Source organism: Nocardia sp. NPDC004860 (assembly GCF_040609015.1).
Lineage (GTDB): Bacteria > Actinomycetota > Actinomycetes > Mycobacteriales > Mycobacteriaceae > Nocardia.
In genome coordinates, this window is record NZ_JBEXJI010000007.1 from 122,244 (window position 1) to 143,848 (window position 21,605).

A 21,605-nucleotide genomic window follows, 5' to 3' on the forward strand; every position below is an offset into this window, starting at 1 on the left:
CCTGCCGAGATAGCTCTCAACGCCGGGCTGCCGCCGAATGCACTACGGCACAAGGTATCTTTCGACCAGCCCAATATTCGACATCGCCGATACGGCGCAGCCATTATGTGCTTCGCAGGTCTTCGGCCTGGGCACCGCCGCTGTTCGTTCACAGCACTGCGATCGGTGACCAACAGACCCTGCCCCCGGGCCGACGCTGCCACCCGGCCCGGGGAAATCGACTCATCCCTTCCTGCCTCGCCCGAGACGAGCCGGGTCAGGCGAAGCGGCGGGCCTTGGCGACGAGGGCAGCTCGGCCGCGCGGGGTGATGCGGTAGCGGCCACGCGGGCGACTAGGATTGATGAGTCCCCGGGATTCCAGGCGGGAGAGGGCATTTCGGGTGCGCCAGCTGGTCAGTGCGGCGGACTGCTGGATTTGCGGGGCGGTCAGAACACGATCCGGGTGGAGGGTGGTAAGTACCGCTACTTCGGCGGGAGTCATCGGGTCACCTCAGGGTTTGGGGGCGATGGCGGCCGGTGGGATGGCCTGGCGGACAGGGGATGTCGAGGTGGCCGCCGGTGGACAGGGGCAGGCGGAGGGTGGTGTGGCGGGACTCGCGACCGAGCCGGTACGAGTCCCACGCGGTGCGGGCGGTGATGGCGGTGCAGACCACTATGATGGACAGCAGCGCCCATGCGTCCCAGGGCATTTCGGACTCCCTTTTGCGAGGAATTCTTCGAGATTCGGTGTGGCGCGCCGTATTCAGTAGACACTGCTCGGGACGAATTGACACCATCGAATCGTGCAATTCATTCCAATTCGTCGGACATCCACCGAGGGCTATTCCAGTACGGAGCTTCCCAGATAGAGAGGCTAACGAAATGGCGGGATCGACATTGCCCCGCAGGGCATTTGGACGTGTGCTCCGAAGCTTTCGCCTTCAGGCCGGAAAGGGGCAACTCGCGGCCGGTCGGCATATCGAGATGTCACCCCAGAGCGTCGGACGACTGGAGGACGGCCAGCGGGTCAAGATGTGCACAGCACAGATCAGGGACCTACTCGAGTTCTACGGCGTCCCCAATCCGAGCCCGAAACGGGACGAGGTGCTGCGGTTGTGGGAGGAGGTCAAGCAACAGGATCTCATCATGAAGGCGCAGGGCGGCACCGCCGGCTGGTGGCGGGCCTACAGCGATCAGCTGGATGCGCACTTCGATCACTACCTGAGACTGGAGGAAGAGGCGGATCACCTGACAACACATCAACTTTCGCTGGTACCTGGCCTGTTGCAGACCGCTGAGTACCGCCGAACCCTCATCGGCTTCGCCGAGCTGGAACTGTCCGCCGTCGATATCGAGCGCCGCCTCGAGTTCTCCGCCCGGCGGCAGGCGCGGCTCGAACAGGACGACTTCCGGCTCGACGCGCTGCTGTCGGAGGCGGTGCTGCGACATCGGCCTGGCGGACCGTCCGTCATGGCCGCACAGCTGCGGCGGCTCAGTGAGGCCGGCGAGCGCGAGAACGTATCGATTCGAGTGGTCCCTGCCGCCACCGAAAACAACTGCGGTCTGGTGGTGCGGTCTTTCACGCTGCTCGAATTCCCGCCACTCACAAACAGATTGGTCGAGCCGCCGGTCGTCTACATCGAAGGCTATGAAGGGGCGATCTATCTCGAACAGCGGGAGGTCATCGCACGGCATCGGCGGGCCATCGATACCCTCCGGCAGGTAGCGTTGAGTGAGGACGCCAGCCGCGATCTGGTGTGGCGCATCGCGAAGGAGTGCACCGCGTGAGCTTCGATCTTTCCAACGCCCAATGGTTCAAATCCAGCAAGTCCCCGAACGCTTCGGAGTGTGTCGAGATCGCCTTCGCCGACGATGCCGGGCTCGTCGGGGTGCGTGATTCGAAGGATCCGGGTGGGCCGGTGCTCGTCTTCTCCGGTGAGCAGTGGGATCGATTCCTCGGTAGTGGGATCTGGCGATGAGATGCAGCTGGTGATCTCGGCGGATGGAGGCGGAGATCACCAGCGGGGAATTTGCCCTGGTCGCTGAATATTTGCCATCGTGTAGGTAGCCCCCGGTTGGGGGCCCGGACGAGGGAGCCGTACCCGGTGTGCGACAAGACGGCCTTCGGAGGTTGTCATGTCGTGGTTGGTGTTGGTCGTGTCCGGGGTTTTCGAGGCCGTGTGGGCCACCGCGCTCGGGAAGTCGGACGGGTTCACCCGGCTCGGGCCGACGGTGGTGTTCGGGGCGGCGCTCGTGGTGAGTATGGCGGGGCTGGCCTATGCCATGCGGGGGCTGCCCGTGGGGACGGCGTACGCGGTGTGGGTGGGGATCGGGGCGGTGTTGACCGTCGTCTATTCCATGGCTATCGGCGGGACCGCGGTCAGTGCGGTCAAGCTGCTGTTGCTGGGTGGGATCGTGGCGTGCGTGATGGGGTTGAAACTGGTCGGGTAGCCGTTATTTCGGAGGTTCCAGCTTGACCGCGTCCGCGGGGACGCTGGGAACCGATTGCACGGTCTGGGTTTTGGTGGCAGGGTCCGCGAGGAGCAGCCGCCAATCCTCGGACGCCCAGAGCACGGTCTCGGTGGTCGCGGTGATGCTGGCGTCGGAGTAAGTGGCATAGACGGTGAGATCGGCGCGGTCGGGGGTGTAGGCGGTGAGCTTGTAGGCCGTGATGTGGGGGGCCACCACCGGATTGGCGGGGGCGGTGATCGAGACCTGCGCGCGGGCCAGTACCCAGGAGTCCTTGGCCGGACCGGGAATCAGCGAAATGGCCGCCACCTGCGGCCATGCGCCGTCCGGGGCCAGTGATAGCCGGGTGCTGTGATTGATGGCGGCCAGCGCCGCGCCCTGCGGGGTGTGCGAGAAACCCGCGGCGGTGGAGCCGAGTTTGCTGGGACCGTCGTGACTGCCGATGGGCAGTTGGACTCCCTGGTAGTTCTCCCAGTGCACGTCGGCGGGAGCGCGGGCCGGATCGACCGGTGTGGTGGTCGTTTTCGCGGCGCTCTGATCACTGACTCCGCAGGCAGCGACGCCGAGCACGACCGCGGAAACGAGCAGGGCCGGGGCCGCGGCGGCGAAAGTTTGCGCATGGTGTGCTGGCTTGGCGCGCATGAGGATTCCTCCGGATGGACCTGGGCATGGTCGAGAAGTGTTGCGGTGAAGCCGGTTCGGATGACGCGCGGGCGGGCGACGTGTCGTGATCCTACGAGTGCCGGGCGCTGATCTACGAGTGTTGCTCGGCTCGGTTTAACAATTCGTCACTCCTGTCACGGAACCGGTTGTGGGGGCTCACGATCCGGGTAAGATCAGGGCCGCAACATGATCATCGCAGGTGGTGGGGTTCATGATGGATCACCGGGACCTGGTTCCGGTGGGCCACCTGTGTAGTCGGCCAGGGGTGCGGAATGCCATGGCATCCGGGGGGATTCGGGCCGTGCGCCCGGTGCTGTCCATTCGGGGAAGGGGAATTGGGGACATGAAGACCACACGAACTTCGATCCTGTTGTCGATGCTGCCCATCGCGCTGGTGGCCGGCCAGGGCGTGGCCGCCGCGGCCCCGGGCCAGCCGGGCCTCGCCGTACCCGGCGACGGGCAGCCGGGCCTGAGCACCCAGCCGCAACAGCCGCCCGCGAATTCCTCACCCAGCCCGGCGGATTACATCCCGGATCCACCCATCGCGCCCCCGAACCGTCCCCGGCCGAAGCAGCAGACAACGCCGCAGCAGGACACCATCATTCAGCCGCAGACCCAGCCACAGGTCCAGCCGACTGAACCGCAGGACACCCAGCCTGGTCAGCCCGCCGCGAATGCGCCCGAAGTGATGCCTGCGGACCCGCATCAGCTCCGGCTGGGAAGTAACACGATTCAACTGCCGGACTGGGTCGACACGAAGACTCGCAATAAAGCCCAGGCGTACGCCGACATGGCCGAGTGGCAGATTGCCGCCGCATTCGACCATCTTGGTTACTCGGAGGATGAATCCGATCGACTGGCCGCGTCCAGTGTCGTCGGTGCCGGACTCGGTTTGGCCGCCGGTGGGGCGGCAACCGTCGCCCTGGTTCCGGCAGGTTGTGCTGTCGGCGCAGTAGTCGGCGCGGTCGCCGGCGGTGTCATCGGCGGCGTCCCAACAGCGGGCGTTGGCGCGCCTGCTGGCGCGTTGGTCGGCGGTGTGACTGGCTGCCTCACCGGCGCTGCCGTAGTTGGAATTCCCGCAGTTGGAGTTGTCGGGACGTTGGGCGCGATCGTCGCTGGTGCGCTCGGCGGAGGGAACGCGAAGCAGCCCGAGCCGGCTGCGCCGCCACCGCTGATCGATACCGCTGCGCAGGTGCCCGTTTCGGATCCCGCTACGGGTTTGCCCGGGGTGCAGCCGGTTTCGACAGTCGCCGGATTGCCTGCGCCGATCGCGCAGGTCGCCACGACCGTCGAGCAGCAGGTGGCCGCGGTGGCGCCGCAGGCCGCGCCAGTGGTCGAGCAGGTAGTGGACGGCGTGAACGCACAGGTCGACTCGTTCCGCGCCGCCGTGGCGCAGATGCCCCCGCTCACCCCCGAAGCCTTCATGGCCGCCCTGCAACCCGCCCCGCCGGGTGCGTGACCGGAACGGCACGGGCAACGCCGTGACTCCAGACACCAACGCCTCCGACTCCACCCCAGGCCACTTACCTCCAGCCACCTCCCCACCCCCGCATCCCGACCCGACCCGAGCCGACCACGCCCACGACTTCCTCGCCCTCGACCCCGATCCCGCCGTCAAGGCATCTGCCACGGCCCGGACCGAAGACCGCGCGGCCCAGGCCGAAAGCGCCGCGCCACAAGCCAATAACGGCGCAGCCCAGACCCAAAGCGGCACACCCAGTGGGGCGGGGCGGCATCGGGCTGCGGAGGTTTGGGAGGGGTTCTCGGCGGAGCGGGATGGGGGTGGCGGGAATGTGAGTGGGGGGCGGCCGGTGATGCCGGTGCTGGCTCCGGGCGGTGGGGAGCCGGTGGGGGCGGTGGAGGCGGAGGCGCCGGGGTGGGCCTCGTGGCTGACGGAGGGGGCGGTGCCGGCGGCGAGTGAGGCGGGGCGGCAGTCGGTTCGGGCGGACGAGTTGCGGGCCGAGGATCCGATGGCGGCACTGGTGTCCGAGGCGCGGCGGCGGGCGGAGCAGACGCAGCGGCGGTTGCGGATCCGCAATCGGGCACTCGCGATTGCCGGAGTTTCGCTGGCGCTGGTGCTGGTGGCGGGGGCCGGGTGGCTGGCGCTCACGCCGGGCGATTCACCGGCGCCACAGGCGGTTCCGGCGACCAGTGCGGCGGGCACGAGCACGTCCGGCGGGAATCAGCCGGGGCTGGTCGCCTGGTGCCAGGAAATCAGTACGCCGCAGCGGGTGAGCGGCGACACCGCCGGCGACCTCCTCAGTGGGCCCGGCGTCATCATGCACCTCGAATACGCCTGGTACGTGCTGCGCGACGTGGGCGCGGTCCGCGCCCTGCTCACCCCGGACGCCCGCGTCGCCCCGGAACAGGCCACCCGCGACGCGATTTCGGCCACCCCGGCCGGCACCGAGCACTGCGTCACCATTACCGGCGCGGACGCCGACCGCTGGAACGTCACCGTCGACGAGAAACACCCGGACGGCACTCAGACCTCCTGGCAGCAGGTCATCACCACCGCCGCCCGTGACGGCCAGGTCCGCATCACCTCCATCGTCGCCGGAAGCCGGTGAGCCATGGTCGACATCGACGACCGGCTCCGCTCCACTCCTCCCGGTCCCCCCACACCCCGGCCCGGTCTCGCACAGCCGAATACGAGTGCGGAGGTGGAGGCGCGGCTGGTGGAGGCGGTGCGAGCGAGTGCGGCTGGGGGCGAGGGGGATTCGGGGCTCAGTGAGCTGATGCAGCCCGGGCCGGCCGGTTCGCCCACCGATGGCGTGCCATTGCGGGGCGGGCAGGGGCGGCTGGTGCGGGCCGCCGTGCCGCCGGTGCTGGTGCTGGGCGGGTCGGGGGCGTCAGGAGCCAGTACGACGGCGCTGGGGCTGGCCGCGGCGGCGGCCGTGGACAGTGACGGCGAGGTGTGGCCGGTGGTGGTGGACGCGACGCTCGGGGGCGGGGACGTGGCGTTGCGCGGGTGTGACGCGGCGGCTCCGGTGGGGAGCTTGCAGAAGTGGCTCGGCACACCGTATCCGGGGCTGGCGTCGAGTGTGGGGGCATGCTCGGGGCAGACGTCGACCGGAGTGCGGGTGCTGGGGCGGACGCCGGACCCGTTGCCGCGCAGGGAATCCCTGGTGTCGGTCGCGCGGCATCTCGAAAACGCCGGATTGCTGGGGGTTTTCGATGCGGGCGCACCGGTCACCAGCCGATTGGCGGCCCCGCTGCTGGCGGACCCCCGGGTCGGGCTGGTGATCACCGTGGCCGCACGTCCCGACGCCATCAACCGCCTCCAGCCCGCCCTCACCTGGCTGGACGAGAACTTCAGCGAATTCGTCGTCGGCGACGCGGTCATCGTCCTCACCGAACAGGTACCCGGTTCGGCCGCAGCGGTTCTCGACCATGTGCGCACCCACCTCGGCTCCTGGGTCCGCGCCGTGGTCCCGATCCCCTTCGACCTCCACCTCGCCACCGGCGGCCCCATCACCTGGCATCACCTCACCGCACCCACCCGTGACGCCTACCTCACCCTCCTCGGAGCGCTGCGATGACCACGCTCCACGACCCGCACCGCGCATCGCCACCAGACCCGGCACCGCACACCGCTCACACCCCGGCACCGCACGCCGCCCACACCCCGGCACCGCCCGCCACCGACAACTCGGGTCCAGCACCGCACACCGCCCACAGTCCCTTCGATGGCGACGAGACAACCCCTGGTCGGCCGTCTATGCCGAGCGCCGCATGGCAACCACTGGGTGGCGGCGAATGGCGCAGCGGCGCAGTACGTTCCGACGCACCAGAACCAGGGCCTGTCGCCTCGCCCGCACCGGGACACTCCGACACGACCGCACCGGGACATTCCTACGCAACCGCACCGGGATACTCCGACGCGCCTCCACCCGGGCAGCCCGCGCCTACGGCTCCTCCCGTACCCATGTGGCATCGAGCGGTGCCGAATCGGCCGCCGCGGCCGCCACTGGTGTGGCTGGTGGGCGTGCACGGCGGCGCGGGGGTGAGCAGTCTCGCGGCCAGTCTCAGCTGGGCGGGGGACGCGGGGCAACGGTGGCCCGCGCGGATCGGGCTGGCGGGGGATCTGGATTCGCCGCTGGTGGTGCTCGTCGGGCGCAGTCATCTGCGCGGAGTGAATGCGCTGCATCGAGCGCTGCTGGCGCATCAGGCCCGGGCCACGCCCGCCGGCAGTCAGGTGGTCGGCGTGGTGACCGTGTCGGATTCGGCTCGGCCGCTGCCGATTCCGGTCGCGCAGCGGCGCGAGGAGATGGAGGGCCTGGCCGTCGCGCTGGGCGCCCGCACCTGGCGGCTGGGCTGGCTCGAGCAGTGGCGCGCCCTCGAACCCTACGAAATGGCGGAATGGGATCCCGCCGCCGGTGGCTCACCGGTGGACGACGGGGATCCCACTCGCACTCCCCCGCAACCGGTTCGGCTTCTGGCCGAGCAGATCCTCACCGCGGCGCGCATTGCCGGGGCGCGGATCACCGAACGCGCGCAGCACGGCGCGGAATCAGCCAGTCCATAACCTGAACGAGGTGCGACGTGCATCGAAAACTGCTGCCCAGCGTGAGGTTTCGGAGCTCGGCACTCTTGACCGCGGCCGTCTGCATCGTGGCGACGGCCGCCGTCGGGCCTGCTGTGCCGAATACGGCGGAAGCCCGGGGCGGGCCGCCGGACACCACGGTCCCCATCGACAAATGCCCGGCGCTGTTCGCGCTCGGCGTCCAGGGCACCGGCGAATCCTCCCCCGACGCCGCCGTCACCACCGACACCGGCATGCTGTCGGAAGTCTTCCGGCCCATGATGGCCGCCGCCAGCGACGCCGGTCTGGTGGACCGGGCCTACGTGCCCTACGAGGCGTCCTTCGGCGGCGCGGTGTCGGTGTCCACCACCACCTACAGCCAGTCGGTCACCGGCGGCCTGGACCGGCTGCGGTCCATGGCCAAACAGGTCACCGACCGCTGCCCCAGCACGAAACTGGCCATCGCCGGGTACTCGCAGGGCGCGCATGTGGCCTCGCAGTTCGCGCAGGAGATCGGCGCGGGCCAGGGCACCGTCCCGGCCGACCGGATCGCGGCCGTCGCGCTGTTCGGCGATCCCAACCGCAATGCCAACGCGCCGCTGTTCCCGGGCAAGCCGGATCAGAAGCTGCCCACCGCCGCACCCGGCACGAACGGCAAATCCGTAGCGGCACTGAGTGATCCGCCCGCCACCAAGACCGCGTCCGGGGCGGGCATCGCCCCCGACAGCGCCACCCTCGAGAACTTCGGCACCCTCGTAGGGCGGGTCGCCGAATTCTGCACCGAGGGCGATCTGGCCTGCGATACCCCGGTGGGCGCGCCGCTGGTGCGGACCGTCGCCAATATCGCTGGGCAGGTGGAGATTTCGGCCGGTGACCCGATCGGGTCGCTGAAATCCATCGCAGAGGCGCTGGCCTACACCTCGATCAAGACCGCCACCTCGGTGGTGAACAAAGACGTGTCCGGCAACTCGCTGTCGGATCTGTCGTACCAGCCGCAGAAGTCGATCTCGCAGCGCATCGCCGACGCCTCCAACCCGAACACCCAGGTCGACGTCCCGGGCGCGTTCCAGGCGCTGCTCAAGGTCGGCACCATCGCCATCAATTCCATTGTGGCCGTGGTGAAGGACATCCTGACCCCGGCCAATATCACCGAGATCGCCACCGCCGGACTGGCCAACCCCCTCGCCGGTCTGGCGGTGTTCGGGGCCAAGCTGGTCGGCGCGGTCACCAACCTGGTGCCGCCCACCACCATCAGCCGGCTCACCACCCAGGCATTCACGGCCGTCACCCAGAACGTCACCGACAACAAGGATCTGCTCGACATCACCACCTGGGTGCGGTACTGGGACACCGCGCAGAAGCACGACTACACCCACGCCCAGGGCGCGGGATTCGGCGAGAGTCCGACCGACTGGGTCGGCCAATGGTTCGCGGCCGTCGCCCACGACCTGTCCGGGGCCGCCACCCCGGGCGCCATCCCGAGTGGCGGCAGCGACAAACCCACGCTGGGAATGGATTTCGCGGGCACCTCGACGACGCCCACCAGCGTCGCACCCAATGGGCAGTTCCCGCTCGGCGGCGGCACCGGCACCGGCACGCCCAGCAGCGGCGTCCCGGTACTGAGCTTCTCCCCCGCCCCGACCACACCCACCACCAGCGGGGCGCCACTGATCCCCGACCTCAGCCCGCGGGCGACGCCATGAGCACCACCGAATCGGAGTCGCGGACAACGGAATCGGAGCCGCCCACCCCGCCGCACGCGGGCGCGCAGGCGTACACGGGCAGCTGGTCGGACTGGATCACCGGCGCGGCCGGGCCGGTGCGCTCCGGATACGGCGAGTACCCCGAGCAGTCCGGCAGGGTCAGCGCGGCCCGCCACGAGAGCTACGCGGCCGATCGTGACGAGTACGAAGCCGACGAATTCGACGACGAGTACGACGATTTCGACGACGAGGACGAGTACTACGAGCCGCGGTCGGCGGAATCGAATCCCCAGCAGGCGTCCGGCTGGGCCGCCGCCGCTTCGGAGTACAGCGGGCCCGGCGCCCGGCCGGCCTCCGGCCCGTTCCACGCTCGGTCGATCGACGACCCGCCGGACACCCGGCAGGCGAGCGCGTCGCACGCCCGGCTGGGCCGCGTCCGGGTGGGCGATCCGCCACGGACGCTCACGGCCTACGCCCCGGCCCGGCACGCCGCGGGCACCGACGGTCCCCCGCCGGGCTACCCGACCGCCCGCCGACCCCTGAAGCGGGCCGCGCGGCCGACCAGGCAGCGACCGAGATTCGTGCTCCCCACGCTGAAAGGCGGCCAGTGGGCCGTCCCCCTGCTCGGCCTGCTCGCCGTCCTCGCGGTGACGGCCGCGATCGCGGTCCAGATCGCCAAGGTCACCGGTGGCGACGCACCGGCGAAACCCCATGTCGCCACGCCTCAGGCCGCACCCGCCGCATCCACGCCCACCGCAGCCTCACCCACCGACCAACCGGCGTCGGGCCTACCCGCCAACCTCTGCCCCAATGAGGTGAAGGGCGGCCATGTCCGCGGTAACGGGCCCGGCAGTACCAAGTCCGGCCCGGACGCCATTCTCGCGCTGCAGAACCGCTACTACGTCGACCGCTCGGGCAAGGCGGTCCGTGAGATGTTCGCGCCGGACGCACCCACGCCGACCGTCGACCAGATCCAGGCCGGTATCGACAGCATCCCGGTGGGCACCACCTACTGCGTGCAGATCATGCCCGGACCCTTCGACGGCCAGCACATCATGGTCGTCACCGAACAGCACCCCGACGCCACCAAACGCACCTGGTCGCCGCAGCTGGTCATCACCACCAAGATCGGAGACGCGACCCTCATCTCCGCCATCGTGCCCATGAACGAGGACACCCCCAAATAGCCGCCGCGCCACGACCGCAACACCGCCAACCCCGCCCCGGCGGCACGCCGGGGCAACTCAGGGTTTGCCAGCCGTTTTGGAAATGCGGGGCGGGTGGGCTAGTGTTCTCTCTCGCAGCCGGACGGGCCGAAGCGGGCCGGATGGAAGCGATGCGGATGTAGCGCAGCTGGTAGCGCATCACCTTGCCAAGGTGAGGGTCGCGGGTTCGAATCCCGTCATCCGCTCAACACAGACAACGAGACGCAGCGCTCGAGCCGCGAAAGTTGTTCTTGCGCAGTAGATCCCGAGCATATTCGCAGCCATATCGGCCCGATTTCCCGGTAACCTTGTCAGAGTGACCATGTTGCTCAGCGCCTTCCACGACACTGTGCTTTCCCAACACGCCGTGCTCGCCCAGCTCGGCAACCCGACACCGGAGACACCGCCGGTGGCGGACAAGCTCATGAAGCTCGTCCGGTACTTCACCTGGTTCGTGTTGCTGTCGGGTGTCCTGGGCATCACCTACGCCGGTGGCCGCTTCGCCTGGGAGAAGTGGTCGGGCGGCGGGCTCGCCTCCCCGAAGATGGTGGCCGGAGCGATGATCGGCGGAATCATCGCCACCAGCGCGGGCACCATCATGAATGCCGTCATCGGATCCTGACCGTTCCACGGCAACTCCGGCCGTTCAGCGCGTGGTGCGCCGTGTGTCGGTGGGCACCGTTAGGCTCGTCGAACCGACTGGCGAAGACGGGTAGGGGCCTTGACGACGAGCAACGCACGCACCGCGCGCACCACACCGCGCGACGACCCGGCCGAGGGAGTCGACTTCGGGCTGGAGCACGTCAACGAGGTGCTGGCCGCCATGGCCGGCGATGTGGTGGCCGATCGGCCACGCGATGCCGAGCTGATCACCTGCCGGCTCGGACTGGACGGGGAGGGTCCGGAGACCCTCATGCTGCTGGGCGCGCGATTCGGGGTCTCGCGCGATCGAGCGCGGCAGCTGTACACGCGGGCCGTGGGCACCATGCTGCGGCAGACACTGGCCATCGGGCAGCACGATCTGGGGGTGTTCGCGGAACGGTATCCCGTGGGGTGGGGTGATGAGCGACTGGTGCGGACACTGCTCGCGGAAACCTATGCCACCGACGGCGACATCGCGGCCCAGGACTGGGCGTATCTGAAGCTGCGGCTCGCCGGGCACGATCTGCAGGACTCGAAACGACTGGCGGGCTTCGTCTTTCAGCGCATCGCAGGGTGGCAGCAGAAGGGGCGCTGGCATCTGCTGCCCGCGGCGCAATCCGATGACACACCCGACGACATGTGGAATACGTGGCTGCGGCGCGTCGAATGGAGCGACGGCAGCCCCGAGGAACTCCCGGTCCTCCCGGCCGGACGCCTGGACTACGACGATGACGGCCGCGGGCGCATGTACTCCGAAAAGCTCGGCCGCGAAGTCACTTTCGACACCGCCCTGCAGGCGCGCCTGCTCCGCCTGCTGGACGCCAGCCCACGCGTGGAATCCTTCCGCGAGCTCCCCGCCGCCGTCACCTACGAACTCGATGGCGCCGACCGCGTCCACTACCCCACCGCCGCAGCGCGATTCACCGATGGCCGCACCGTCCTCATCGACGTCCTCCCCCTCGCCCACACCGCCCTGCACCCCCAGCGCGCCCGCGCGGCAGCTTCCCGTGCCCACGCCTTCTCCCGCGGCTGGGGCTGGCTCACCTGGACCGGCAGCCGCGACGGCATCCCGGAACTGCTGTCGCGCACCGTGAATTCCCACCACGAGTCCACCCTGACGAGCCGACTGTCCACGGGCCCGATGAGCTGGCCCGCCCTCGATGCCTACCGCACCGAGACCGGCATCGACCTCCTCGACCTCGCCGCCCTGGTCCTACGCCACGACTGGCACTGGCACCGCGCCCCCTTCCGCCTCACCCGCTGACCCGCTTCAAGTCAGGAAACTCTCACCGAGGAATTTCGCCCGATACCCCGCGCTGTGAGCTCCCTGATCTTGAAAACCTGTGGGGGACCGGCGTGGCCCAGGTATCGGCACAGGCAGATTCGGCGGCATCTCGATCATTCGCCTGATGGCCGGCGAGGTGGTCACCATCTGGCCGGAGCATCTCGGCCAGCGGTCTTCTACCGGGGCGCAGAACGGCCGAGGTCGTGGCCGAATCAACTCGTGGCGGTGCCGAATCGGCATGCGACGCTGCCCGATCAACGCACGATGGTGCTGAACCAGCATGCGACGCTGCCGAATCAGCTCGGCGCGGCGCTGAGCCAGCACTCGGCGGTGCCGAATCAACTCGTGATGGCGCCGAATCAGCTTGCGGCGGTGCCGAACCAGCGGGGCAGGACTTCGAGCAGGTCCTGCTGGTCGGAGCCGGACCAGGCGATGTGGCCGTCCGGGCGGAGCAGGATCGCGGGGGTGGTGAGTTCCTCGCTGACATCGACCACGTGGTCGACGCGGTCGGACCAGCCCTGGACCGACAGCCGGCCGGTCTGGTCGAGGAGGAGGCCCCGGCCCTGGTGCATGAGCTGGTAGAGGCGGCCGCGCTTCAGGGCCACATCACGCTGGCGGCGACCGCGGAGGTCGTCGCCCGGGCCGAAGTCGTAGCGGACGCCGAGGGCGGTGACGCGTTCGATCAGGAACCGGTGGACCTCTTCGAATTCCATCAGTTGGGTGAGCAGGCGGCGCAGGGCCTGGGGGCCGGGTTCGAGGGAGGTGAGTTCGCTCATGGCGCGGGCGGTGTCGAGGACGTCGGCGGCCACCGGGCGGCGTTCGGATTCGTAGGTGTCGAGGAGATCGGCCGGGGCCCAGCCGTTCACGGCCGCGGCCAGCTTCCAGCCCAGGTTGAACGCGTCCTGGACGCCGAGGTTGAGACCCTGACCACCATTGGGCGGATGGATGTGCGCCGCGTCGCCCGCCAGGAAGACGCGGCCCGACCGGTAGGCGTCGGCGAGACGGGTGGCGTCGCCGAAGCGGGAGAGCCAACGGGGTGAGTGGGCACCGAAATCGGTGCCGGCGATGGCCCGGACCTGGCGCTTGAGCTCGTCGAGAGTGGGCGGGACATCACTGTCCTCGGCCACGCCGTCGGCGGGGGCGCCCAGCCGGTACACGCCATTGCCCAGCGGCATCGCACCGAAGCGCCGATGCGTCTTGTGCAGTTCGGTGACCAGCGCCATCACCTCCTCCTGCGGTGTGGTCAGCTCCACCTCGCCCATCAGCGTCTCGAGCCGGGCCGGCTCGCCCGGAAACCCGATGCCGAGCAATTTCCGCACCGTGGACCGGCCGCCGTCACAGCCGACCAGGTAACGCGAGCGCAGCCGGGAACCGTCGGCCAGCTCGACCGTCACCCCGTCCGCGTCCTGGCTCAGCCCGGCCACCGCACACCCGCGCCGGATCTCCGCGCCCAGCTCGACCGCGCGCTCGGCCAGCAGGCGATCGGTGATCGGCTGCAGCAGACCCAGCACGAACGGAAACGTGGTGTCCAAGCGCACCGGCCGCGCGGGCACGATGCCCGCGAAGAAGGCACTCGGATCGTGCTGCTTGCCCAGCGCCAGGAATCGATCCGCCACACCGCGCTGATCCAGCACCTCGACAGTGCGTGCGTGCATCCCCATCGCCCGCACCACCTTGGTCGGCTCCGGGTCCCGATCCAGCACGAGCACCTCCACCCCGTGCAACCGCAACTCCGCGGCCAGCATCAGTCCCGTCGGCCCGGCGCCCGCAATGATCACATCGGCCATGAATCGCCATCCTCCTGATTTCCGCAGGTAATCGCCTGTCGGCCGACGATTCTGCGGCACCCCCCGGGCCTTGCCGCAAGCCCCCCACTGCGATATACGTTGAAAGGGGAAGCCCAACTCTCGGCGCTCTCAGGGGCTTCGCCCCCCAAACCCCAGAAACGCTCGGCGGCTCCGCCCCCCAACTCCCAGGACATAGCGGTGTTCCGCGTGAACCCGCGGATGCGCCGGGCTCGGCCGCTGAGGTGAGGTTCGGTGGGCTACTTCAGGACCAGGCCCGCGGCGATGAAGGTGATGATCACCATCACCGCGAACCAGGTGATCAGCTGCCAGTGCAGGATCGCGGACTTCTGACTCGCCACCGTGAGCCGCAGCGTGGCGTCGACCCGATTGTGGTCGGCGATCTTGCGGCGGGTCTGGGCCAGATCGTCGGCCTGCTGCTGGGCGGCGATCTCCGCGCGCTCCAGGCGGTGGGTCATGCGCAGCAGCTGCTTGGTCTTGTCGCGGGTGGCCTTGCGGGCCAACGCCAGAGCCGTGCGCTGATTCATGAGTTCCTGACGCTGCCGTGCGATGACGGCCGCCTGTGTCCGAGTGTGGCGTTCCCAGTCGGTCACCGTCGCCCATCCTCCCGTGTGCTCGTCGCGGCAGCCGAACGCTATCGCCCCGTCCACCCAGCCTGTTACGAATTCACGGAGTTCACAGGCGGATTGGCGAGCCGACACCACACCGCCGGGGCCGGAGGACAGCAGGCCGCCGACCACCCGGTACTCGCAGCCCTCGGCGGCGAAGTCGTCGAGGCCGAGCCCGGGCAGCTGCGCGGTCCAGAAACCCGGCGGGCAGATCCACAGCACTTCACCACCACCGCCGGCCCGGAGCTCGGCGGTGACCACACGGGCGCGCGCCAACTCGGGTGGCGCACTGGACACCTCGATGACGCCGCTGCGATCACCCTTGCGCCACAGCACATCCGAGAGCTGCGCACCGACAGCGACATCCAGCTGGACATCCTCGGCGCCGGCCGCCAGCAGCCGGCCGCGCAGCCAGAATTTGAGCCGCTGCACATCCCAGCGGCAGTCCGCACAGTCGGTTTCCCGGCACCGCTCCCCCGCCGCATGGCCACGCCCGTCGGCACTGCGGACAGCCGTGTCCGCGTCACCCCGCACAGACTTCTCCACCGTCCCGGGCACAGACTTGTCCACGGCCGAATCCCCCACGGCGGTCGCAGGATTCGCACGCGGATCCGGGTCGGCAAGGGCCACCGACCGCTCCCGCGGAACTTCCACTCGCCTCGTGCTCACAAGATCACCCCAGCCACCACACACACGGAAGGACCGCTTCCGTCCTATCGGAAACCACCAGCCCGAGCCGTCACTTCCAGAGTGCCGCAGGGCATGCGTCCGAAGACACGAAAGCGACCAGATTCGTTACCCAACCGCGAGCCGCGTGTGATCAAGCGCGGCGTGGATCGTAACCCGTGCCCGGGATGCCGGACCGGCCCGCCGCCGCTAGTCTTTCGAAATGCCCCCGAGTCAGTCCCCGAAGCCGCAGCTCAGCGCTCTCCATCCGACACTGCGGGCGGCGCGCTCGGCGAACTCGGTGGCATTCGCGCTGCAGGGGTTCTTCCTGGCCGTGATTCTCACCGAGCTCCCGCAACTGAAGGACAAATTCACGCTGTCCGACGGATTGATCGTGGCGATCGTCGCGCTCATCTCGCTGCTCGCGGGCGTGGGCAGCATCACCGCCGAGCGGATCGCGCTGCACTGGTCGAGCCGCACCGCGCTGCGGATCGGGCTGGGGCTGATCGCGGTCTCCGGGGTGGCGATCGCACTGTCGCCGAACATCATTGCGGCCTTCGTGGCCCTGGGGATGTACGGCGTGGCCGTCGGCATCGTGGACGCCGGGACCAATATGCAGGCGGTATTCATTCAACATGGCTATGGCCGATTCATTCTGGTCTCGTTCTACGCGGCCTGGAGTGCGGGATCGATCACCGGGGCGCTGTTCGTCTCGGCGTTCGAGGCGCTGAAGATACCGTTGCAGGCGTCGATCCTGGTGGCCGCGGCGGTGGTGGCCATCGGCTGCCTGGCGGCGGGACCGCGACTGCTGGGCACCGACGAGGCCGAAGCCGGTCCGGCCGAACACGAACCGGCCGGCTCGGTGCCGATGCGCATCTTCTGGATCTTCGGCGCGGTGATCGCCCTCGCCTTCGCCATCGACCTCGCGGTCGGCAACTGGTCAGCGCTGTACCTGAAGGATGAACTGCTGTCCTCCTCCGCGACCGCCGCGCTGGCGCTGGCCGCCTACCAGGGCGCGTCGCTCCTCGGCCGCCTCACCGGCGACCTGTGGGTACGCCGGTTCGGACCACGCACGGTGGTGCGGGTGGCCGCGGCGGTCGGATCGGTCGGTCTGGTGATCGTGGTCACCGCCCCGGGACCGGTGGCCGCGATCCTCGGATTCCTGGTCGCCGGAATCGGATTGCCGGTGATCGCGCCGCTGTGCTTCAGCGAGGCCGGGCAGCTCACCAGCGGACGCGAGCTGGATGTGCTCATCGCGCGGCTCAATCTGTTCAACTACGCGGGCACCCTGGTCGGTGGCGCGGTGGTGGGTGCGGTCGCCGACGCCGCCGATCTGCGTGCCGGATTCGCGATTCCGCTCGCCTTCGCGGTGGTGCTCATCGGCTGCGCCCGGGTCTTCCACCGCCGCACCGACGCCACCCCCGCGGCCGCCGAGCCCGCCGCGGAGCCTGCTTGACTGGACCGGTGAGCGATTCCGTAGCCATCACACCGGCGACCGCGGACGACGCCGGCGAACTCGCCGTCGTCGCCGCCGCGACCTTTCCGCTGGCCTGCCCGCCCGGATCGACCCCCGAGGACATGGCCGCCTTCATCGCGGAGGTGCTGTCCGCGGACCGGTTCCGTGAGTATCTCGCCGATCCCGGCCGTGTGGTTCTGAAGGCGGTGCTCGGCGGCGAGATCGTCGGCTACGCACTGCTCAATGCCATGGAACCGGCCGATCCCGCCGTGGCGGAGGTCATCACGCTGCGCCCGGTGACCGAGCTCAGCAAGATGTACGTGCTGCCCGGCCGGCACGGCAGCGGGGTCTCGGCGGCGCTGATGCGGCGCGCGCTCGAGCACTCCCGGGCCGGCAGCAGCAAAGCCGTGTGGCTGGGCGTGAACCAGCAGAACGCGCGCGCCCAGCGCTTCTATGGCAAACACGGCTTCACCGTCGCCGGCACCAAGACCTTCACCGTCGGCAACCAGCTGCACCACGACTACGTCATGCTGCACGAATTCTGAAGCTCCAGGCGGCGACCCGCGAAACGCTGCCGCATCCGTCGATCGTGGGTCACCAGCACCGCCGCGCCGGGATAGCCGTCCAGGGCCTGCTCCAGATCCTCCACCAGGGCCGGGGACAGGTGGTTGGTCGGCTCGTCGAGCAGCAGCAGATCCACCGGATCGGTGACCAGCCGCGCCAATTCGACGCGACGGCGCTGACCATAGGACAGCTCACCCATGCGCAGGCGCAGGTCGTCCGGCCGGAACAAGCCCAGCGCCAGCAGCGCCTCGGCATGCTCGTCCGGATAGCCCGTCCGTCCGGAAGCGAACGCACCCAGCACCGTCAGCTCCGCCGGCCACGGTGACTCCTCCTGCCGCAGATGCCCGACCCGGCCGCGCACCGCGACCTCGCCCGCCTCGGCAGCCAGCTCGCCGGCCAGCAGCCGCAGCAGCGTGGTCTTGCCCGCACCATTGGGACCGGTCACCAGCAACCGTTCACCGGCCTCGATCCGCAGGCCGTCCATGCGCAAACGGCCTTCCACCACAACCGAACTCACCTCGGCGACAGGCGGCACGACCGCGACCACCCCGCCGCTGTCGCCGGACGCCGTTGGCGTCGTGCCGCCCGACGCGGTAGCGGTCGACGCAATGCCAACGGGTACGGCGCCGCCCGGCACAGCGCCGCCTGGGCTGATGACACCGAGCGGGGTCTCGGTCGATCCAACCCCGGTCGTTCCGGTGCCGGTCGGTCCGGCAACGGCCAGGAGGGGGTCGGTCGTGGATATCTCGGCGGTGAAGCGGAGCGGATCCGGTGGGGGCGCAATCGGATCCGCGGTCAGGCGGGAGACCCGCTCCTTGGCGTTGCGGATGCGGGACTGGGCGCCGTGGCCGCGGCTGCGGGTTCGGAAGGGACCGGCGGCGAAGACCGCGAGCGGCAGCTTGCGCGGAATCGCCTCCAGGCGGACGACATTCGACTCGGCCAGTCGCTCGTTGCGGGCCAGCTCGGTGCGCCAGCGCTGGTGCTCGAGCTGCTGCCGGTGCCGCTGGGCGGCCTTGGCGGTGAGGTAGCCGGGGTAGCCGTTGCCGTGGCGGGCGACCGCGCCCGCGTCCACCTCGAGCACGGTGCTGGTGATGCGTTCGAGGAAGACGCGATCATGGGTCACGGCCACCACGGTGCCGGGGTGGTCACGCAGCTGCCCCTCGAGCCATTCGACAGCGTTGTCGTCGAGGTCGTTGGTGGGCTCGTCGAGCAGCAGCAACTCCGGCGCGGAGGCGAGGGTGGCCGCCAGTGCCAGGCGGCGGCGCTGACCGCCGGACAGCGTGCCCAGCAGGCGATTCCGGTCCAGGCCGGGCAGCCCGAGGCCGTGCAGGGCCGCCTCCACCCGGGCATCGGCCGGGTACCCGCCGCGCGCCTCGAACCGGGCCGCCAGGGCGGTGTACGCCTCGAGGCGGCGGCCGAGCGGCCCGGGCTCGGCCAATTCGGCCTCGGCGGTGCGCATCCGGGTCTCCAGGTCGCGAATATCGCTGAGAGCCAGGTCGATTGCCGCGCCGACGGTGGCGGTGGGCGGCAGCTCCAGACTCTGGGCCAGGTAGCCGATGCCGTCCGGGGCCTGCACGACGACCTCGCCGTTGTCGGGGACTTCGCGACCCGCGATGAGCCGCAGCAGGGTCGACTTGCCGGCACCGTTGTCGCCGACCACGCCGGCCTTCTCACCCGGCCTTATGGACAGGTTCACCGCATCCAGCACGATGCGGTCGGCATAGCGTTTGGTGACGCCGGACAGGGTCAGCTGGGAGACGGCAGGTGTTCGGAGGGTAAGCACAGGGATCTCCTGTTCTCGGCTCGGCACGAGCCGGATGGGTGGAACCCACGCGAAAATCGAACGCCGACAGGCGGATAGGCGTGGGAGGGGATTCGACGCGGAGCAAAGCTCAACGCGGCGAAGCGATCACAAGAACAGGAAACCGATACCCATGAGGCCTGGAACGTTATCGGTGCGGCACTGGGCCGTCAACCACTTTGTCGTGGATCACAAAGGAGAACGCCGGGCGGTAAGAACCACCCGGCGTTCGCTGTCACCTCGTGAACGACCTTGTCAGGCCAGCAGTTTCGCCTTCAGCGCGGCCACGTCCGCGTCGGAGAGCTTCAGGCCGTCGCGCACGTAGTTGTCGAAGCTGCCGTAGCTCTTGTTCACCTGGTCGAAGGCCGAATCCAGCGCCGAGGCGGTGACGCCGTTCATCATGTCGCCGTCCTTGGCGCCCCGGTAGTAGTTGGACAGCAGGTAGTCGTAGTAGACCGTGTCCTTGTCCACACCCAGGATGGTCAGCAGCACCGCCGAGGTCCAGCCGGTGCGGTCCTTGCCCGCGGTGCAGTGGAACAGGACGCCGCCCGGGTTGTGGGCGATGTCGCGCAACACGTTCGCGAAGCCCTCGTTCGCGCCCGGTGCGGTGATGAAGGCGCGATACAGGTCGGTGCCCGCGGACAGGGTGGAGACCATCACCTGCGGCGGAGCCTGGCCGATGATGTCGTCGTGATGCTCGGCGGCGCCGGCGGGGACCTTGTCCACGCCCATGAACAGCTGCTCGTAGCTGGTGCGCAGATCGTGAATGGACGCCACGTTCGACGACGCCAGCTCGGCCAGGTCGGCGGCGGTGGCCTTGCTCAGGTCGCCGGTGCGGAAGACCAGACCGGTGCGCACGGTGTGGCCGTCGACGGTCCGGTAGCCACCCGCGTCCCGGGCGTTGAGCACGCCGGTCAGACCGAGGGCACGGTTGTCGGTATCGACGAGCACGCTGCCGGTGGCGGCGGGCGGGTCGGCGGCGAAGGCGGTCGCCGACCCGAGGCTCGCGGACAGTGTGATGGTGACCACCGCGGCAGCTTGGACAGCACGGTTACGCAAGGCAGATCTCCTTCCGGGGCCGAAAACCGAATCCGGCCCGGCTTTCACTGACCCCCGGAATTTATTACCTAAGGAAACTATGAGAGAAACCGGGTCCTACCTGGCGGTTACACCTGAGCCAGGGCCGGCGATCACGCGCGTTACGCGTGAGCCGGGGCTTCGAACCGCGACAGCGCCAGCAGACGCGAGATCGCGCGCAGGTACTTCTTGCGGTAGCCACCGTCGAGCATCTCCTGGGTGAAGATCTGGTCCAGCTTCGCGCCCGAGATGGTGACCGGGATCCCCGCGTCGTACAGACGGTCGGCGAGCACCACGATGCGCAGCGCGACCGCCTGATCGGTCACCGGGTGTACATCCGAGATGTACACGGCCGAGACGTCGTGGATCAGGGCGCCGTAGCGGGACGGGTGCAGCGTGCTCAGGTGCTTCACCAGCGCGTCGAAGTCGTCGAGCGTGGAACCCGGTGTGGCGGCGGCCTTCTCGGCCAGCAGCTCGGGAGCGGTGGGCTCCGGGGCGGGCGGCAGATCGCGGTGCCGGTAGTCGGGGCCGTCGACGCGGACGGCCTCGAACAGCGCGCCCAGCTTCTTGATCTCGCGCAGGAAGTCCTGGGCGGCGAAACGGCCCTCACCCAGCTGGCCCGGCAGGGTATTGGAGGTGGCGACCACGGAGACGCCGCGGTCGGTCAGCTCGGTGAGCAGGCGCGAGACCAGCATGGTGTCGCCCGGATCGTCGAGCTCGAACTCGTCGATGCACAGCACGCTGTTGCCCGCGAGCCGCTCCACGGCATTGTTGAAGCCCAGCGCGCCAACCAGATTGGTGACCTCACCGAAGGTGCCGAAGGACTTGGGCTCCGGCACGCTGTGGAAGATCGAGGCCAGCAGGTGGGTCTTGCCCACACCGAAGCCGCCGTCCAGGTACAGGCCGATGCCGTGCACCGGCTTCTTCCTGCCGAACAGACCCTTCTTGTCCGCGGCCTTGCGGAGCTTGGTCACCTGATCCGCGAACAGCTCGGCCTTCAGCACGGCCGCGGCCTGGGACGGTTCCTTCGGATCCGGGATGTAGGAACCGAAGCTCACCTCGTCGAAGGTGGGCGGGGGAACCATCTGGGCCACGAGCTGGTCTGCCGGAACCTCCGGGTGGCGATCGACGAGGCGTTGTTGCACGGCGTCAGCGTA

Annotated in this window: 21 protein-coding genes, 1 tRNA gene and 1 riboswitch; of the genes, 14 read left to right on the forward strand and 8 right to left on the reverse strand. The window is 69.2% G+C overall.

From position 1 onward, the window contains the following. Positions 1-256: 256 nt before the first annotated feature. Together ABZV44_RS16585 and ABZV44_RS16590 are read right to left on the reverse strand one after the other, a co-directional pair. Positions 257-481: a hypothetical protein gene (locus ABZV44_RS16585; protein ID WP_354836791.1), complete on the reverse strand. Its 225-nt coding sequence runs from the start codon at positions 479-481 to the stop codon at positions 257-259. 4 nt (positions 482-485) lie between these two features. Then, positions 486-689, reverse strand: coding sequence for a hypothetical protein (locus ABZV44_RS16590; RefSeq protein ID WP_354837100.1), 204 nt, complete (start codon positions 687-689; stop codon positions 486-488). Between the two features lie 172 nt (positions 690-861). Between ABZV44_RS16590 and ABZV44_RS16595 the strand changes: the two genes are divergently transcribed. From ABZV44_RS16595 to ABZV44_RS16605, 3 genes are all read left to right on the forward strand, one after another. Beyond that, positions 862-1,767 carry a helix-turn-helix transcriptional regulator gene (locus tag ABZV44_RS16595; RefSeq protein ID WP_354837074.1) on the forward strand — a complete coding sequence of 302 codons (906 nt, stop codon included), beginning with the start codon at positions 862-864 and terminating at the stop codon, positions 1,765-1,767. Further along, positions 1,764-1,958, forward strand: coding sequence for a DUF397 domain-containing protein (locus ABZV44_RS16600; protein WP_354836793.1), 195 nt, complete (start codon positions 1,764-1,766; stop codon positions 1,956-1,958). The genes ABZV44_RS16595 and ABZV44_RS16600 overlap by 4 nt, the downstream gene beginning before the upstream one ends. Positions 1,959-2,042: 84 nt before the next feature. Further along, a riboswitch (guanidine-III (ykkC-III) riboswitch) is annotated at positions 2,043-2,106 on the forward strand. Positions 2,107-2,115: 9 nt separating this feature from the next. After that, positions 2,116-2,430 carry an SMR family transporter gene (locus ABZV44_RS16605; RefSeq protein ID WP_354836795.1) on the forward strand — a complete coding sequence of 105 codons (315 nt, stop codon included), beginning with the start codon at positions 2,116-2,118 and terminating at the stop codon, positions 2,428-2,430. A gap of 3 nt (positions 2,431-2,433) precedes the next feature. Here ABZV44_RS16605 and ABZV44_RS16610 read toward each other — a convergent pair whose 3' ends face one another. Continuing rightward, positions 2,434-3,090 (reverse strand): hypothetical protein, encoded by a 657-nt coding sequence (locus ABZV44_RS16610; protein ID WP_354836797.1) that lies wholly within the window; start codon positions 3,088-3,090, stop codon positions 2,434-2,436. A 364-nt stretch (positions 3,091-3,454) separates the two neighbouring features. On the opposite strand from ABZV44_RS16610, the gene ABZV44_RS16615 reads away from it, so the two are divergent. The 9 genes from ABZV44_RS16615 to ABZV44_RS16655 all read left to right on the forward strand — a co-directional run bounded on the left by ABZV44_RS16615 (position 3,455) and on the right by ABZV44_RS16655 (position 12,450). After that, positions 3,455-4,570, forward strand: a complete 1,116-nt coding sequence (locus ABZV44_RS16615; RefSeq protein ID WP_354836799.1) for a hypothetical protein — start codon at positions 3,455-3,457, stop codon at positions 4,568-4,570. Positions 4,571-4,904: 334 nt separating this feature from the next. Beyond that, positions 4,905-5,681 (forward strand): hypothetical protein, encoded by a 777-nt coding sequence (locus ABZV44_RS16620; RefSeq protein ID WP_354836801.1) that lies wholly within the window; start codon positions 4,905-4,907, stop codon positions 5,679-5,681. 3 nt (positions 5,682-5,684) lie between these two features. After that, positions 5,685-6,653, forward strand: a complete 969-nt coding sequence (locus ABZV44_RS16625) for a hypothetical protein (RefSeq protein WP_354836803.1) — start codon at positions 5,685-5,687, stop codon at positions 6,651-6,653. 401 nt (positions 6,654-7,054) lie between these two features. Then, positions 7,055-7,639, forward strand: a complete 585-nt coding sequence (locus ABZV44_RS16630) for a hypothetical protein (RefSeq protein WP_354836805.1) — start codon at positions 7,055-7,057, stop codon at positions 7,637-7,639. Between the two features lie 65 nt (positions 7,640-7,704). After that, positions 7,705-9,339 carry a cutinase family protein gene (locus ABZV44_RS16635; protein ID WP_354836807.1) on the forward strand — a complete coding sequence of 545 codons (1,635 nt, stop codon included), beginning with the start codon at positions 7,705-7,707 and terminating at the stop codon, positions 9,337-9,339. Further along, positions 9,336-10,526 carry a hypothetical protein gene (locus ABZV44_RS16640; protein ID WP_354836809.1) on the forward strand — a complete coding sequence of 397 codons (1,191 nt, stop codon included), beginning with the start codon at positions 9,336-9,338 and terminating at the stop codon, positions 10,524-10,526. Before ABZV44_RS16635 ends, ABZV44_RS16640 begins: the two co-directional genes overlap by 4 nt. A 151-nt stretch (positions 10,527-10,677) precedes the next feature. Beyond that, positions 10,678-10,750, forward strand: a tRNA-Gly gene (locus ABZV44_RS16645). A 116-nt stretch (positions 10,751-10,866) separates the two neighbouring features. Then, positions 10,867-11,166, forward strand: a complete 300-nt coding sequence (locus ABZV44_RS16650) for a hypothetical protein (protein WP_354837076.1) — start codon at positions 10,867-10,869, stop codon at positions 11,164-11,166. 99 nt (positions 11,167-11,265) lie between these two features. Continuing rightward, the gene (locus ABZV44_RS16655; RefSeq protein ID WP_354836811.1) at positions 11,266-12,450 is read left to right on the forward strand and encodes a hypothetical protein; all 1,185 of its coding nucleotides are present in this window, start codon (positions 11,266-11,268) and stop codon (positions 12,448-12,450) included. 380 nt (positions 12,451-12,830) lie between these two features. Here the strand turns inward: ABZV44_RS16655 and rox are convergent, their stop codons facing one another. After that, the gene (rox, locus tag ABZV44_RS16660) at positions 12,831-14,258 is read right to left on the reverse strand and encodes a rifampin monooxygenase (RefSeq protein ID WP_354836813.1); all 1,428 of its coding nucleotides are present in this window, start codon (positions 14,256-14,258) and stop codon (positions 12,831-12,833) included. A gap of 257 nt (positions 14,259-14,515) precedes the next feature. Then, the gene (locus ABZV44_RS16665; RefSeq protein WP_354836815.1) at positions 14,516-15,553 is read right to left on the reverse strand and encodes a hypothetical protein; all 1,038 of its coding nucleotides are present in this window, start codon (positions 15,551-15,553) and stop codon (positions 14,516-14,518) included. Between the two features lie 220 nt (positions 15,554-15,773). Between ABZV44_RS16665 and ABZV44_RS16670 the strand changes: the two genes are divergently transcribed. Beyond that, positions 15,774-17,006 (forward strand): MFS transporter, encoded by a 1,233-nt coding sequence (locus tag ABZV44_RS16670; RefSeq protein ID WP_354836817.1) that lies wholly within the window; start codon positions 15,774-15,776, stop codon positions 17,004-17,006. An 8-nt stretch (positions 17,007-17,014) separates the two neighbouring features. Continuing rightward, positions 17,015-17,551 (forward strand): GNAT family N-acetyltransferase, encoded by a 537-nt coding sequence (locus tag ABZV44_RS16675; RefSeq protein ID WP_354836819.1) that lies wholly within the window; start codon positions 17,015-17,017, stop codon positions 17,549-17,551. On the opposite strand, the gene ABZV44_RS16680 is transcribed toward ABZV44_RS16675, so the two are convergent. From ABZV44_RS16680 to zapE, 3 genes are all read right to left on the reverse strand, one after another. After that, complete coding sequence (locus ABZV44_RS16680) at positions 17,527-19,353, reverse strand: ABC-F family ATP-binding cassette domain-containing protein (RefSeq protein WP_354836821.1); 1,827 nt, start codon at positions 19,351-19,353, stop codon at positions 17,527-17,529. The two genes, ABZV44_RS16675 and ABZV44_RS16680, sit on opposite strands and share 25 nt — an antisense overlap. A gap of 273 nt (positions 19,354-19,626) precedes the next feature. Then, positions 19,627-20,430: a tyrosine-protein phosphatase gene (locus ABZV44_RS16685; protein WP_354836823.1), complete on the reverse strand. Its 804-nt coding sequence runs from the start codon at positions 20,428-20,430 to the stop codon at positions 19,627-19,629. A gap of 140 nt (positions 20,431-20,570) precedes the next feature. Next, entirely contained in the window at positions 20,571-21,593 is a 1,023-nt protein-coding gene (zapE, locus tag ABZV44_RS16690) for a cell division protein ZapE (protein WP_354836825.1), read from the reverse strand. Between the last annotated feature and the right edge of the window lie 12 nt (positions 21,594-21,605).